15 protein-coding genes are annotated in these 14,389 nt (G+C 49.4%); 6 read left to right on the top strand and 9 right to left on the bottom strand.

Annotated elements, in window-relative coordinates:
* The 4 genes from CSQ88_RS23660 to CSQ88_RS10320 form a co-directional block, all read right to left on the bottom strand.
* Positions 1–164: transposase (locus CSQ88_RS23660; RefSeq protein ID WP_143449458.1), on the bottom strand; the 164-nt coding region annotated here is incomplete at its 3' end.
* A gap of 35 nt (positions 165–199) precedes the next feature.
* The gene (locus tag CSQ88_RS10330; protein ID WP_099398023.1) at positions 200–781 is read right to left on the bottom strand and encodes a hypothetical protein; all 582 of its coding nucleotides are present in this window, start codon (positions 779–781) and stop codon (positions 200–202) included.
* 925 nt (positions 782–1,706) lie between these two features.
* The gene (locus tag CSQ88_RS10325) at positions 1,707–2,042 is read right to left on the bottom strand and encodes a cupin domain-containing protein (protein WP_099398022.1); all 336 of its coding nucleotides are present in this window, start codon (positions 2,040–2,042) and stop codon (positions 1,707–1,709) included.
* Between the two features lie 130 nt (positions 2,043–2,172).
* Positions 2,173–3,081, bottom strand: coding sequence for a LysR family transcriptional regulator (locus CSQ88_RS10320; RefSeq protein ID WP_099398021.1), 909 nt, complete (start codon positions 3,079–3,081; stop codon positions 2,173–2,175).
* Between the two features lie 86 nt (positions 3,082–3,167).
* Here CSQ88_RS10320 and CSQ88_RS10315 point away from each other — a divergent pair, with 86 nt between their 5' ends.
* Both CSQ88_RS10315 and CSQ88_RS10310 read left to right on the top strand, forming a co-directional pair.
* Positions 3,168–3,938, top strand: a complete 771-nt coding sequence (locus CSQ88_RS10315) for an NAD(P)H-dependent oxidoreductase (RefSeq protein WP_099398020.1) — start codon at positions 3,168–3,170, stop codon at positions 3,936–3,938.
* Positions 3,939–4,137: 199 nt separating this feature from the next.
* Positions 4,138–4,647 carry an N-acetyltransferase gene (locus CSQ88_RS10310; RefSeq protein ID WP_099398019.1) on the top strand — a complete coding sequence of 170 codons (510 nt, stop codon included), beginning with the start codon at positions 4,138–4,140 and terminating at the stop codon, positions 4,645–4,647.
* Here the strand turns inward: CSQ88_RS10310 and CSQ88_RS10305 are convergent, their stop codons facing one another.
* Positions 4,648–4,983, bottom strand: coding sequence for a hypothetical protein (locus CSQ88_RS10305; protein WP_099398018.1), 336 nt, complete (start codon positions 4,981–4,983; stop codon positions 4,648–4,650). It abuts the gene before it with no gap.
* A gap of 38 nt (positions 4,984–5,021) precedes the next feature.
* A complete protein-coding gene (locus tag CSQ88_RS10300) occupies positions 5,022–5,603 on the bottom strand; it encodes a phage tail protein (RefSeq protein ID WP_099398017.1) in 582 nt (193 codons plus the stop codon).
* Positions 5,604–5,875: 272 nt separating this feature from the next.
* Between CSQ88_RS10300 and CSQ88_RS10295 the strand changes: the two genes are divergently transcribed.
* Positions 5,876–7,093, top strand: coding sequence for an MFS transporter (locus tag CSQ88_RS10295; protein WP_218963064.1), 1,218 nt, complete (start codon positions 5,876–5,878; stop codon positions 7,091–7,093).
* On the opposite strand, the gene CSQ88_RS10290 is transcribed toward CSQ88_RS10295, so the two are convergent.
* Positions 7,090–8,445, bottom strand: coding sequence for a methyl-accepting chemotaxis protein (locus CSQ88_RS10290; RefSeq protein WP_180273624.1), 1,356 nt, complete (start codon positions 8,443–8,445; stop codon positions 7,090–7,092). The two genes, CSQ88_RS10295 and CSQ88_RS10290, sit on opposite strands and share 4 nt — an antisense overlap.
* Before the next feature lie 428 nt (positions 8,446–8,873).
* Here CSQ88_RS10290 and CSQ88_RS10280 point away from each other — a divergent pair, with 428 nt between their 5' ends.
* The 3 genes from CSQ88_RS10280 (at position 8,874) to CSQ88_RS22965 (ending at position 12,972) form a co-directional block, all read left to right on the top strand.
* The gene (locus CSQ88_RS10280) at positions 8,874–9,827 is read left to right on the top strand and encodes a rhodanese-related sulfurtransferase (RefSeq protein WP_099398014.1); all 954 of its coding nucleotides are present in this window, start codon (positions 8,874–8,876) and stop codon (positions 9,825–9,827) included.
* Between the two features lie 177 nt (positions 9,828–10,004).
* On the top strand, positions 10,005–11,156 hold the full coding sequence (locus CSQ88_RS10275; RefSeq protein ID WP_257212551.1) for a metallophosphoesterase: 1,152 nt from the start codon (positions 10,005–10,007) through the stop codon (positions 11,154–11,156).
* A gap of 187 nt (positions 11,157–11,343) precedes the next feature.
* Positions 11,344–12,972: a methyl-accepting chemotaxis protein gene (locus tag CSQ88_RS22965; RefSeq protein ID WP_099398013.1), complete on the top strand. Its 1,629-nt coding sequence runs from the start codon at positions 11,344–11,346 to the stop codon at positions 12,970–12,972.
* Here CSQ88_RS22965 and CSQ88_RS10265 read toward each other — a convergent pair.
* A complete protein-coding gene (locus CSQ88_RS10265; protein ID WP_099398012.1) occupies positions 12,969–13,325 on the bottom strand; it encodes a 5-carboxymethyl-2-hydroxymuconate Delta-isomerase in 357 nt (118 codons plus the stop codon). The two genes, CSQ88_RS22965 and CSQ88_RS10265, sit on opposite strands and share 4 nt — an antisense overlap.
* A gap of 142 nt (positions 13,326–13,467) precedes the next feature.
* Entirely contained in the window at positions 13,468–14,319 is an 852-nt protein-coding gene (locus CSQ88_RS10260) for a mechanosensitive ion channel family protein (protein WP_099398011.1), read from the bottom strand.
* Positions 14,320–14,389 lie beyond the last annotated feature (70 nt).

Genomic DNA, 14,389 nt, shown 5'->3' with positions numbered 1-14,389 from the left:
AGGAGCACCATTTGTGATTTTTTAGCGGCAGCCATCCAGCCCTTTAATGTCGATTGAGGCAGATTAAGCCCCTGCGCCACCGACGCAATCGTACGGCCTTGGCGCTGATAAACCTTGCTCAATGCTTGGTGTTTAAAGTCGTCAGAATACGTAATTTTTTGCATGATGAAGCCTATGTTTTTTTCAAGCCCATGAAAATTCAGAGGCGACAACTAGTCTGACATAGGGGGGTATCGAACACATGAACTGACCTGAGTCGTGGGAGTCCTTTGGCATCTGCTTGCCATTGGAGTAATTCGTTCCCGCTGGCAGTGGAAATCACCACCTCGCAGGAAGGGATGGTATTTGTCGAACTGAAAACGTCAGGGAGGAGGTCTGATTTGTGGCGTGTGCCGCAGGTATGTTTCAAGAGCCTTGCGAATCCGGACTTGCCGGTCCCATTCATTCCGAATACCACTGACAAGTCTGAATTGCCGAAATCGAGGCTCGCGTTGTGCCGTATTGCGTTTACTCCAACGACTTTATCTAGCTTCGTGAGCTTGAATGAAGCCGAACCGGCGGCGGTGCCCAGCATCCCGTATGTGACTGGTTCGTAAACCGTGCCAGCTTCGCCATTAGCCTCTGCTACACATAGGTTGGCCAACTGCTCTATCTCTTCTTTCGTGGGGAATTTTCGACTGGCAGCAAGCCGGGTCGCCGCTGTTTGAACCCACTTTGGCCTAGTTGAGAACCACTGCACAAACTCATCTTTTTGAACTTCAACTTCTGCATTTGCTTCCATTGATCTGTCCTTGTCTGTAATCTTTCTAGCATATTATCCTACAAGACATCAATTACATAGCTGAGCCCATCAATATCTTGAATCGCTGAGACGCTGAGAGTTTTCTAGACAATTTCGGGCCGATCAGAATGTTGCTTTTCATAAACTATCGGAGATAAGTCGTTAGTGTATTCGCGCCCTTCCTTGCAGTAGAAAGCGTTTCGGTGTGATTGAAGAGATCTTTTTGGACTGCTTCACTTTTAGTGCCTTCGGCACCTTGATTTTGGTGCGGGAATCCCCCGCAGGGGACTTACTTTCTTGCTTCGCCAAGAAAGTAAGCAAAGAAGGCGACCCCGGAAGCACGAAGGCCCCTCATCTGCGGACAATCGAGCGGCGGCTGCGGAACTCGCTCGCAGGCTCGCTCAAACAGTCCTCGCCGAAACCCCGCCCGCTTGTTCCTCGCTTCGGCGTGCTTCAAGGGGATTCTTTAGCCCTGTGCTACTAGCGCAGCATGGATGTTTTTTCTTTGTTTGCAGCTGGAAATGAGTTAAAGCAAGGTATTACGCCAGATAGATTTGAAAACTATGTCGTTAATATATTTATTTTTTTATTAGTATTTGTCTGGGTTAATTCCCTTAATTGAAATTAAGGCTTAGATTTCAGCAATAAGTATACAGCTTGGAAAGTTATAACCGCGCTCTTTGCACGGGGCTTTTGAGTCCCCTTGAAGCACGCCGAGCGAGGAACAAGCGGGGTGGGGTCGTCGTCAATTCGTGTTTGAGCGAAGCGAGTTGAATTGACGCCGCCTCGATTGTCCGCAGCGAGGGGATTTCGTGCTTCGTGGGGCGACCTTCTTTCGCTTCCTTTCTTGGCCGTTCAAGAAAGGAAGGCCCCTGCGGGGGCACCCGCACCTAAATCAACGTGCCGAAGGCACTTAAAAAGCTTCTCAAGCTTGATCTGCTGGCTGGATTCCCACCCCCTCCCCAATATGCACCGCCAGCCAAATCGCGCCATCACTCACTTCCAGCACGGTGTGTGGGGTTTGGGCGGGGATAAACAGGTAGTCGCCGCTGTGCAAGGCCACGGTTTTACCCGCCACATCCAGCCTGGCTTCGCCCTGAAGCAGCAGTACCCATTCGTCCTGCGGCTGGATGTATTCGGTGTGGGCGATGCGGGGGGAGCTGATGATGCGCTCGATCAGCAGGCCGGGCTGGGTGTGCAAAGGCTCGAAACGTTCACCGGTGGCTGGCGGGCTGCTTTCGTAAAATATATTTTTCGGCATTGTGGTCTCTGCGAATGTTGGTTAAAGGCTGTGTTGATTCTAATCTGCAAGACAGCGCTGTATTTATTGCCTGCAGACAAAAATGGATTCAGGTCTTGGGTTTTTCACCCGCTTCGCGAATAGCTTGCTGTTACCCAATCCCCTGATCCGCCTCAATTGAATTTGCAATGTATTCACGCAGCCATTGGTGGGCCGGGTCGCGGTGGGTGCGTTCGTGCCAGAGCATGGCCATTTCGAAGTTGGGCAGATCAAGTGGTGGCTCCAGCACTTGCAGTGTTTTACTGCCTTTGACTAAACGTGCAGGCAGCATGGCTACGAGGTTGGTGTTTTCTAATACTGATTTTAAAAACAGAAAGTGCGGCACAGAGAGCACAACCTTGCGCTGCAGGCCTTGTAGCGCCTCATCGGTTGCCCCATAAAATCCTCCTCCGTCTGCAGAAACAATGGCGTGATCCAGCTCGCAAAACTGGGCCAGCGTTGGGTTTTGTTTCAGGCTGGGGTGGTCTGCCCGGCTGACCAGTACGTAGCGCTCCGAGAACAGTACCCGGCGGCGCAATCCCTGTGGTGATCCGGCACTGGTGTGGAAGGCCAGATCAATTTCCCCCTGTTCTGCTTGCCTGGCAATACGTGCGGGGGCCAGGTTCAGAACGGCAAGCCGGGTATTGGGCGCGGCGGAGCGTAAGCCGGGCAGGGCGGGGAGCAGGATGCTGGCTTCGCTGTAGTCGGCAGCGGCAATGCGCCATGTGTGCTTAGCCTCGGCCGGATTAAACGGGCTGGCCGGGGCTACCGCGTGTTCCAGTGCATTGAGCGCTTGCCGTAAAGGCTCGCGTAATTCTTCTGCTCTTGCTGTAGGCCGCATTCCCCTTGGGCCGGGCAGCAAAAGCGGGTCTGAAAATATTTCTCTCAGCTTGGCTAAATGCACGCTTACCGATGGCTGGGACAGGTTCAGCCGCTGCGCCGCTCGCGTTACATTGTGTTCGGCAAGCAAAACATCCAGCGTTAGCAATAAGTTGAGATCCAGCCTTCGGAGATTATTCATGCTAATACCTGGTATATTGGGAATTCATTTTTAATATACCTGACAAAAACCTAAGCTGTGCATTCCTAAATCTTGAAAGCATCGCTATGAATATCCTGCTTGTTTATGCCCATCCTGATCCGCAATCCTTGAATGGCTCGCTTAAGAATTTTGTCATCAAACACCTTGAGGGCTTAGGGCACTCTGTCCAGGTTTCAGACTTGTATGCCATGCAGTGGAAGGCCACGCTGGATGCCAGCGATTGCATGGCCAGGCAGGGCACACGTTTTGATCCGGCGATGGATCATGCGTTTGAGAGCGGTACTCAGAGCGCAGATATTGCCCGGGAGCAGGCTAAATTATTGTGGGCGGATGCTCTGATTTTGCAGTTTCCCCTGTGGTGGTTTTCAATGCCGGCCATTCTTAAGGGCTGGGTAGAGCGCGTTTATGCCTGTGGATTTGCTTATGGCGTTGGCGAGCATTCTGATGCCCGTTGGGGTGATCGTTACGGGGAAGGCACGCTGGCAGGAAAGCGGGCGATGCTGATGGTCACCGCCGGAGGATGGGAGTCTCACTACAGCCCGCGCGGGATTAATGGCCCGATTGATGATCTGTTGTTCCCCATTCAGCATGGCATTTTGCATTACCCCGGCTTTGATGTTTTGCCGCCGTTTGTGGTTTATCGGACCAGCCGGATTGATGAGGCTATGTTTGCCCGTGTTTGTGAGGCGCTGGGTCAGCGCCTTGATGATCTTTGGATCACAGCCCCCATCCCGTTTCGCCCGCAAAATGCAGGTGATTACGATATTCCCGCACTAACGCTAAAAGCAGATATCGCTCCGGATCAGCAGGGGTTTGCGCTGCACATTGCCAGATAATTATTTTGTTTTTGTATTTAAAAGCGGACTGCAGTCTGTTGTATTAGCTTGTTTCTTTTTTGCTTTCAAATTGCTTTCTATATCTTGTCTTTGGTTTATAAATAATGCATGTGCTGGCTGGTATCAACTGCGGCCACGTTGTGTTTTGCAGGGGCAGGGTTTTCAGATTCAGTTTGTTTTCAATTAAAAGAGGGCTGTTATGTTTAATGCTTTGCCTGATGGTTTGTCTTTGCGGCCTGCGCGCGATAGTGATTCGGCTTTTATTGCCAGCCTGTATCGCAGTGCCCGCCCCGATTTGCAGTGTATTGATGGTGATGCTGATTTGATTAATTCGGTGGTTGAGCAGCAGTATCAGGTTTTGCAGATAGGCACGGGGGACCATTTCCCGGGGGCGATGCATTTTATTGTGGAAAAAACGCGCTCAGCAGTGGGTGTGGTGATGACTGATTTTGGCCACAACGAGGTGCGGATTATTTTTCTGGCCTTGCTGCCCGAGGTGCGCGGGCTTGGCTATGGGCGGGGTGTGCTGCTGGGATTGCAGCAGGCTTCTGTTCAAGTCAAAACGCCGCTTGCGGTGGTTGTCTGGCATAACAACCCTCAGGCAAGGCTGCTTTATCAGCAGTTGGGTTTTGTAGTGGAAGAGCCGGGGGTGATGGCAGATAAGCTGGTATGGTATCCGCAGCATTCCCCGGCCAGGGCAAGAGTGTAATCAGCTGAACAGCAGTTGAAAATAGGCAAGGGAGGGGTCTCGCCCAAGCGAGGCTACCCGCCCTATCCACACAGAATGCAGCTGTTTGTATGCATCAGGCTCTTCGGTGGGCAGTGCCAGCGTGCCGGTGGCATCTGCCAGATTGCTGGCGGTGGCCGAGCTGAGCTCAACCATAAATGGCAGGCGTTTGATGTTTAAGTAGCTGGGTAACTTTGTTTTTGGGCGCATGGTTACGGCATCTACCCGCATTGCTACCGGCGCCAGCTGCTCTGTCTGGAAATAACAAACTTTACCCAGCAGCGGTAGAAAATCCTCTGCACAAACGTTTCCCAGCATGGTGCTCTCCATCATGTGGCTGCGTATTTAAGGCCAAATTATTGCCTTACCGGGAACAGCCCGGCAATGGCAATACAGAAATTCAGGGCAAGATATGGATTCACCACATTAATGGCCTGGCCGCTCCCTGTTGGTGAGGTGCTGCCGCTGGCACTCAGCCCTCCGACATTGACCGGATTACTCAACGTGGTTGACCAGATGGTGGCCAGCCCGGTACCTGTACCAGAAGCACCAATAAATGAGTTAGTGGCAGAGGGAGTGCTCAGCGGGCTGGTGGCTGTGCCTGCGGCTTGAAAATTAACACTCAGGCTTTGCATGGCATGGATATGGGCAGGCAGATTATTTACAAGCAGGGTAACAGCCTGGTGGCCGCCGGTATTACCAATGTTATAAGCCGGCAAGGGGACGCTTGACTGTGCCGGGCCAACACCGATGGGCATGCGTCCTGTAAGATTGGGCAGCATAAAGTTTTGCGAAGGGGTGCCTCCATAATGGTTGCCGAGAACGGCATATAAGACCTGGTTTTGCGATACTTGTAAGGTTTGTCCCATGCACTGTGCCCAGTCTGGAGGCGCATAATCAAAGCCAAATGCCAGAATAGTGCCAAGATATGGTTCCATTTCTTACTCCTTCAAATTTTAGCTTAATTAGTAAGCGTTAAAAAATATTAAAGTAATTTTTTGTTAAGTTACATTGTTAAATCTATTTCATGAATCTGTTAAATTCAAAGTACTTTTGAAATGTTTCGATCTTGCTTTTTGCCGGTTTCGCTTACTTGCCCTGAACATCTAAAGGGACCATTCCAACTGTACCCCCTTACTTTTATTAAATTGCGTCTGTTTATACTCAGGGCATATCTGTAGAGTTTCAGGCTTCTTTATGGGGATGCCTGATGCTGCTCACATCGCTGAATACATTTAAAAATAAGCTGTCTGATTTGCCGCAAATGGCCTGGGGCCTGGCGGGGGCGCTGTTTGTTAATCGCCTTGGCGTGATGGTGAAGCTGTTTATGGCTTTGTATCTGCGCGAGGTGCTGGGGTTTTCGATTGATACCATCGGCTGGTTGCTGGCATGCAGCGGGGCGGGTTTATTGCTGGGGTCTTACGCCATTGGTGTGCTGAGCGATCATATGCCCACAGGCAAACTGGCTGTGCGGCTGATGTTTGCCAGTGGTGTACTCTTGCTCAGCCTTACATTACTTGAGTCGCCCTGGTTGCTGGCGCTGTTGTTGTTTTTATCGGGAGTGTGCGACGGGGGAGCGCGGCCTCTTAACCAGCGCCTGATTATGGAAAACTGCAGCCTGCCAGAGCGGCCACGGGCACAGGCTTTGAATCGGGTGGCGGTTAATTTGGCGGTGGCGATTGCAGGTGTGCTGGGCGGGGTATTAGCGCATTGGGATTACCGCTGGGTATTTGTGGTGAGTGCCAGCATGTCTTTTGGGGCGGCTGGCTGGTTGCGCTGGGCTTTGCGGCGCTGGAGTGCGGTGCCTATGGCGGGCAGTACGCCAGCCGGGCCAGAGCAGGGGCTGGCCTCGCCCTATTCGGATTGGCCCTTTATGGTTTTTTTGCTGGTGGGGGTAATGCTGGGGCTGGCTTACGAAACGGTTAACAGCATGCTGGGCAATTATCTGCTGGATTTTTATCAGCTGGGTGCCGGGGCTTTAGGCTGGCAATTTACGATTAATGGCCTGCTGGTGGTGGCTTTACAGATTCCGTTAACTCGCGCCACAGAGCACTGGGGCGAGCGCGGCCAGCTTGCGCTTGGCGCTGTTTTACTGGCGCTTGGGCTGGGCATGCTGCCTTTTGGGGTGCAGTGGGGCTTTGCCTATGTTTGCCTTTCTACTGCGATTTGGACCATAGGTGAAATCTTGTTTATGCCCACAATGAGTGTGCTGGTGATGCTGCGTGCCGAGGGGCGTAAAAGCGGCCATTATTTTGGGCTTTACGGGGTGTGCTGGAGTGTCAGCATGCTGATTTCACCGGTATTTAGCAGCCAGATATACAGCCATTTTGGCGGGCATAGTGTTTGGTTTGCCTGTGCTGCGCTGGCTATTTTGGCGGTGCCGCTGATGGATAGGGCGGCAGTTAAAATGGCACCCTGTACGGTTTAAGATTTCATCTGGAAAAAACCAATCACGTCTTCCAGCTTTTGCGCGTGCATGGATAATTCATCCGATGTATTGGATAAATCTTCTGCGGCAATGGCGGTGGCCTGGGTGACATTGCTTAATTTAGTGGCGGATTGATTAATTTGCTCAATGCCAATAAATTGCTCGCGCGATGCGGCGGCAATTTCCTGTACTAAATCAGCGGTTTTTTTAATGGAAGGCACAATTTCGTTCAGTAATTCACCAGCACGCTCAGCCTGCTCTACGCTATTGCTGGCCAGAATGCTGATTTCCTGCGCGGCGGTCTGGCTGCGCTCGGCCAGTTTTCGTACTTCTGCAGCCACTACCGCAAAGCCCTTGCCTTGCTCGCCAGCGCGGGCAGCTTCAATGGCGGCGTTCAGGGCTAATAGATTAGTCTGATAGGCAATATCATCAATTATGCTGATTTTTTTGGCAATTTCGCGCATGGCCAATACCGTTTTTTTAACGGCTTCGCCGCCTTCTATGGCATTCATGGATGAATGCGCGGAGATATCTTCGGTAATGCGGGTGTTTTCATTGTTTTGTGCCACGGTGGCGGTCAGCTGCTCTAAATAGGCGCTGGTTTCTTCAATACTGGTGGCCTGCTCCATGGCGTTGTAGGTGAGGTTTTTGGCGGAGGTGTTAATTAAATGTGATGTTTTGGCCAGTAAATGTGATGCTTCAGATATTTCGGCCAATACCTCATGCAATTTTTCAATCATGCTGTGCAGTGCATAAAGCAGGCTGTTTTTATGATTTGCAGAAAATTCCCCGCGTAAATTGCCCGCCACTACTTCCATGATCAGGCGTCTTGCCTCGCCTGGGCCACAGCCTATTCTATGGATAATGCCCATATAGGTTTGGGAAATAAACAAGGCACATATAATGCACAATATCAGGGTGAAGGCTGAAATAATATAAAAGAACTTTTGCTGTTGCTGATATTTTTGCTGAATGATTTCAGCATGCTTTTTTACCAGTGATTCAGATAATTGATTAATTAATTGTGTTTTTTGTGCAGGCTGAAGGGAGGCGCTTAGGATCTCTTTCAGTAAGGATTGCTCTTTGGTGTTAAATCTGGCAGCAATAAGCAATGCTTTATCGTTAAAGGTGTCTTCTTCATTTTTTATCTCATTAAAAATAATCTGGCTGTGTGCTTGCGCCGCAATATCATGGCCTGCATATAATTGATTTACAATCCATAAGGCAGCGTGCTCTTGCCGCTGTGCCAAATAGAGCTGATCTGAATTTATTTTGTTATAAAAAATAATCACATATAGCGCAGCAATAAAAGCCAGGAATAAAATGGCTCTGCTTATAAATATTCTTTTCATGGTGGGTATTGCCATTTTTTAACCCCAATTATCTTTAAGGCTGATTTGCTGCGTCAATGTCGGACTGGCGTATTTCACTCATTTATTGCCTGAATAGCCAGGCTGGGCCAAATGAGAGAAACCCGCTAACCGCCAAATCTGCCGCTTGCGGCTTCGCTGCTTTATTAAAAGCCCATCTTCGCCAGCATATTATCGTGATCAATTCTCTTCATTCCGGGGGCAGGCAGTCCATTAAAACTAGCCCTTACCCTGTGCTTTAAGCAAGGCAGTATTGATATTTTATGTTTAGGCCATATATAGAAAACAAGCCGGCAGACTGGCGGGCTGTTATTCATTTTTGCTTCAGGTAAACTGCGGCCTCGCTGGTTTTTGCCCGCATTTATCCGGTCCATCCTTTGCGTGGATGACCACCTGGAGATATATAAAAAATGACTCAAAATAACGCTCAGGCCATTGTTGTGGCTGCCCTGTACAAGTTTGTAACGCTGGCCGATTTTGAAGCGCTTAAAGAGCCGCTGTTGCAATCCATGCTGGATAACGAAGTAAAAGGCACTTTGCTGCTGGCTTTTGAAGGCATTAATGGCACGGTAGCTGGTTCCCGCGCCGGGATTGATGGCTTATTGGCATGGTTAAAAAGCGACGCGCGCTTTATCGATCTGGATCACAAAGAATCTTATTGTGATGAGCAGCCGTTTTACCGCAGCAAGGTTAAATTAAAGAAAGAGATCGTTACGCTGGGCGTGCCGGGTGTGGATCCTAATCAGGCTGTGGGCACCTATGTAGAGCCAGAAGACTGGAATGCACTGATCAGTGATCCTGAAGTATTGCTGATTGATACGCGCAACGATTATGAAGTGGCCATCGGCACGTTTGAGGGTGCAATTGATCCAAAAACGGCCAGCTTCCGTGAATTTCCTGATTATATTAAGCAGCATTTCGACCCTGCCAAACACAAGAAAGTGGCCATGTTTTGCACCGGCGGCATCCGCTGCGAAAAAGCCTCCAGCTATATGCTGGGCGAGGGCTTTGAAGAAGTCTTCCACCTTAAAGGCGGCATTCTTAAATACCTGGAAACGGTAAAACAGGAAGAGAGCAAATGGGAGGGTGATTGTTTTGTATTTGATAACCGCGTTACCGTTCGTCACGATTTAAGCGAAGGCGATTTCGACCTCTGCCACGCCTGCCGCCAGCCGGTGTCGGCAGAAGAGCGCCAGTCACCGCATTATGTGGCCGGAATCAGCTGCCCGCACTGCTGGAATTCGCTGAGCGAAAAAACCAGAAACGGCGCGCGCGAGCGGCAAAAACAGATTGAGCTGGCTAAAAAACGTAATCAGCCCAATCCGCTTGGCCGCAATATGCGGGATGCGCAGGCTAAGGATTAAATTTCGGGCGGGATGTTTTACCCTCTGTACGTTCCGGCAAGGCCATACGTTGGTGGGCGAAATTCAATCCTGTCCATTTAAGTGCTCAGCGCAGGAGCGGTTAAAGCCCCTCCTGCGAACCCCTCAGCTTGAGTGCGGGCGTTTGCCGCGTATTTTTACCTCCATAGGAAAACCCACTTGAAACACACCACGCCGCCCCGTTCAACGCTGCTTGTCATGTTCAGCATTATTTTACTGGCACATAGTTACCTGGGCATGCGTTTGTTTCCTGCTTTGGGTTTGCAGGGATCGGGCTTGTTGCTGGGCTGGCTTGCGCTTGTGGTTTCCAGCCTGTTGCTGCCTCTGGGCCTGGCGGCCAGATTTATCAGCCAGCCGCCATGGGCTGATCGCCTTGCGTGGCTGGGTTTAACTGTGATGGGTTTATCTTCATCGGTGTTTGCGCTTTGCCTGCTGCGCGATGTTTCCTTGCTGCCCCTTGCATATTTATTAAGCGATGCGGCGTATAGCAGCTGGCAGCTTCAGAGCGCTGTGGGCGTGCTTGTCGGCGCTGTGTTGTTTACATTACTTGGCCTGATCAATGCACGGCGCAGCGCGGCTATTGTGGATGTGGCCGTGCCGGTGGCGAATCTGCCTGCAGAATTAGTGGGCTTTACCATCGCCCAAATCAGCGATATTCATGTTGGCCCAACGATTAAGCAGCCTTATCTTGATTCCATTGTGGATAAGGTAAACAGCCTTGGTGCGGATCTGGTGGCGGTAACAGGCGATCTGGTCGATGGTAATGTGGCTGATTTGTCCGCGCATACCGCGCCGCTTGAGCGATTAAAATCCACACACGGCACGTTTTTTGTAACGGGTAATCATGAGTATTATTCTGGCGCGCTGCCGTGGATTGCCGAGTTGCGCCGTTTAGGCTTGCAAGTGCTGCTGAATGAGCATGTTTTACTCTCACACGCCGGCCATCAGTTGGTGGTGGCGGGGGTGACAGATTACAGCGCCGGGCATTTTTATCCTGATCATCAAAGCGATGCTCAGGCTGCCCTGGCCGGATCGCCCGATTCGCCGTTTAAATTGCTGCTTGCGCATCAGCCGCGCAGCGCATTTAAGGCACAGGATTTAGGCCTGCATCTGCAATTATCCGGCCATACCCATGGCGGGCAGTTTTTCCCTTGGAACTTTTTTGTGCGCTTTCAGCAGCCCTTTACTGCCGGATTGAATTTATTGGGTAATGTCTGGGTATATACCAGCCGGGGCACTGGCTATTGGGGGCCACCTAAACGTTTGTTTGCACCTTCGGAAATAACGCGAATTACTTTGCAGCGGGGATAAAACGTTCCGGCTAATCCGCCATTTGAATTGTTTTAATAAAATAAGTATTTACTTATTGAATATTAAAAGCCCCGCCTTAGTGCGGGGCTTTTTTTGTAAGTTTATTGCTTGTAAGTAAATAAAAATACCACATTGTTGCCAATGTTCTATCTTTTATGTGTTTGATGCGCAGACAGGGAATACGGCAATGTCATTGAAATTCAGATTGTTTTTGATGGGGCTCTCAGGTGTCGCTGCGGTCCTGATCATGGGTTTTATTGGCTTGAGCGGACAAAATTCATCACGTGATAGTGTGAATGATTTGCTCGGTGGCCAGTCCATTATGCGTAATCATATGGAGGCCGACATGATGCACGATGCAATACGCGGAGATGTTTTGTCGGCAATATTGGCCATTAAAAATAATGATATGAAAGAAGTTGATTCTGCTGAAAAAGATTTAGCAGAGCATGGCAATCACTTTAAAGAGATGTTTGCCAGTAATGAAAAATTGGAGCATAGCGGACAAATTAAAAATAAAATAGCTACGGTAAAGCCAGTTGTTGATGCATATATTGGATTAGCCACTCAGTTATTTGCCAACGCAAAAAATACACCAGAAAAAATGGAAAAAGACTTGCCTGTTTTTCAGCAGCAATTTGATGTATTAGAAAAAGAAATGGCAGCCTTATCAGATTTAATAGAAAAGCAGTCTGCTGATCAGTCAAAAGGCTCTGAAGAAGTTTTTGAAAAGTCTCAGTTGCATATGTTGGTATTTCTGGTGCTGGTGATTATTGCAATGACACTGGTTTCTACTCTGGTAACCAGGCAAATATCGGCGGTATTAAGCGAGGCCATCTCAATTGCCAGAAACATTGCTCATGGCGATTTTTGCAATGATATTGAGACTTCGCGCAAAGATGAAATGGGGCAGTTATTGCTATCACTCAGGGCGATGCAAAGTCATTTAGAAAATATTATCCGTCAGGTCAGCGATAGCGCAGAAGAGGTGATTTGCTACGGGCAGGAGCTGGCGGCCCAGTCTGGCTTAATCCGAACCGCATCAGAAAATCAAAACGCCTCGGCGGGGGCTATTGCCAAATCAATTGGCCAGATGGTGGTGAGTATTGAGCAAGTGAATAGCAGTGCACAGCGCGCGCACAGCCTGACTGCAGAATCGGCAGAGCTGTCTAATGATGGCGCTAAAATGATTACCGGGGTGCTACTTGGGATGGAAGAAGTTGAAAAATCCGTCACTGAAACCGCTGGCATTATCCAGGGCCTGGGTGAGCAATCCGATCAAATCAATTCGATTGTAAATGTGATTAAAGAAATTGCCGATCAAACCAATCTGCTGGCCTTGAACGCAGCAATCGAGGCCGCCAGAGCGGGCGAGCAGGGCAGGGGCTTTGCAGTGGTGGCCGACGAGGTGCGCACCCTTGCCCATAGAACCACTCAGGCCACGCAGGAAATTGGTGGGGTAATCAATGGCATTTTACAAGGCACCAAGGCCGCCATTGAAAGCATGGAAAAAGGGGTACAGCGGGTTAAAAATGGCAACGAGCAGGCCAAAGCGGTGGCCTTAGTGGTGCAGCAGAGCAGCACAGGTTCTGGCGATGTGATTGAATCGGTAATTGATATTGCTACGGCCATGCAGGAGCAAAATAAAGGCAGTGATGTGATTTCGCGTGGTATAGAGCAGATTGTGGCAATGTCGGGTGAAAACGTAGAGGCAACTCAGCGTGCGGTAGATACCACCGCACGTCTGAATGAGCTGGCGCTTAAAATGAAAGGATTAATTTCACAATTTAAGCTGCATGCTTTAAACGCGGGTTAGCTTCCGGTATTCAGCATGCAATAGGATGGGCGATCAATATCGATAATCTCGGTACGGATCAGCAGCTTTATGTCTTGTGGTGTGTCTGTTTTCAGCGCCTGCAGCAGGGCCTCTGAAAGTGCTTTTTTAACTTCGGGTGAGCGGCCGCTCAGAATTTGCAGTTTGATATGAATAAAGGCGCGGCCCTCGTCCACATTGCCAATCAAAAAATCATCAAAGCCCATTGCCCGGCTTTGAATATCACCTTCAGCAAAGTGCCCTGATTCAATCAGGGCATTGTTTAATTGTTGCAGAGCAAGGCGTGGGTTGAATGTACTCAGGTTCTTGCTGTATTCAATATTCAGATGGGGCATGGAGAAACCTTCAGGGGTGGAAACCAGACCCTGAAGATTATAAGTGTTCAGGCAAACATTCCCCAGCGCTGTTATCCCTTCTTGCCGTATTACTCACGGGCATGAATAACTGCCTGCAGGGGAATCTTGCATCGGGGCTCGTTTAATTGACGTGCTCAGGCTGGGCTTTTGATAAAGGCTTAGCCGCTTCATTATGCTGAATATGGTGCACAGTGCGCTGCGGAAAGGGAATAGAAATCTTTGCCGCATCAAAGGCTTTTTTGATATTTTCTGTGGTATCAAAAAAGACCGGCCAGTAATGTTCGCTATTGGCCCAAACACGCACTGTGAAATTAACCGAGCTTTCTGCCAGCGATGAAACCACCACCATAGGGGCCGGGTCATGGTGAATGCGGCTATCTTTATTTAATACAGATAAAATAACTTTTCGTGCGTAATCGATATCATCGTCATAACCAATACCAAATACAAAATCAACACGGCGGGTAGGCAGGGCAGAGTAATTGATGAGATTGCCATTGGCTAATGGGCCATTAGGTACCACAATTAATTTATTATCGCCAGTGCGTAAACGGGTAGTAAAAATCTGAATGCCTTCTACCGTGCCCCCCTGGCCTTGCGCCTCGATATAGTCGCCTGCTTTAAATGGCTTAAACATTAAAATCAGCACACCACCTGCAAAATTGCCCAGGCTGCCTTGCAGCGCCAAACCAATAGCCAGACTGGCCGCACCTAAAATAGCAATAAATGAAGTGGTTTCAATACCAATCATTGAAGCGGCGCTAATCAATAGCAGCGCTTTTAATGCCACATTGGCAAGGCTGCCTAAGAAGTGCCTGAGTGTGGCTTCAACATTGCTGCGCGTCAGCATCTTATCGAGCAATTGCGTAGCAATACCGATCAGCTTCCAGCCTATAAAAAGTGTAATCAGTGCAGAAAATAATTTAGGCGCATAGCTGATTGCCTGGGCTTGCAGAATTTCAATCCAATTCATTTGCTTCACTTTATTTGGGTGACAGTGTTTTAAGTGTCACAGAATTGCCCAGATATTCGAAGAGAATAAA

It is taken from the genome of Iodobacter sp. BJB302, from assembly GCF_002735645.1.
Lineage (GTDB): Bacteria > Pseudomonadota > Gammaproteobacteria > Burkholderiales > Chitinibacteraceae > Iodobacter.
Note: the sequence above shows the minus strand (reverse complement) of the source record. Positions and strands in the feature narration are given on the sequence as shown.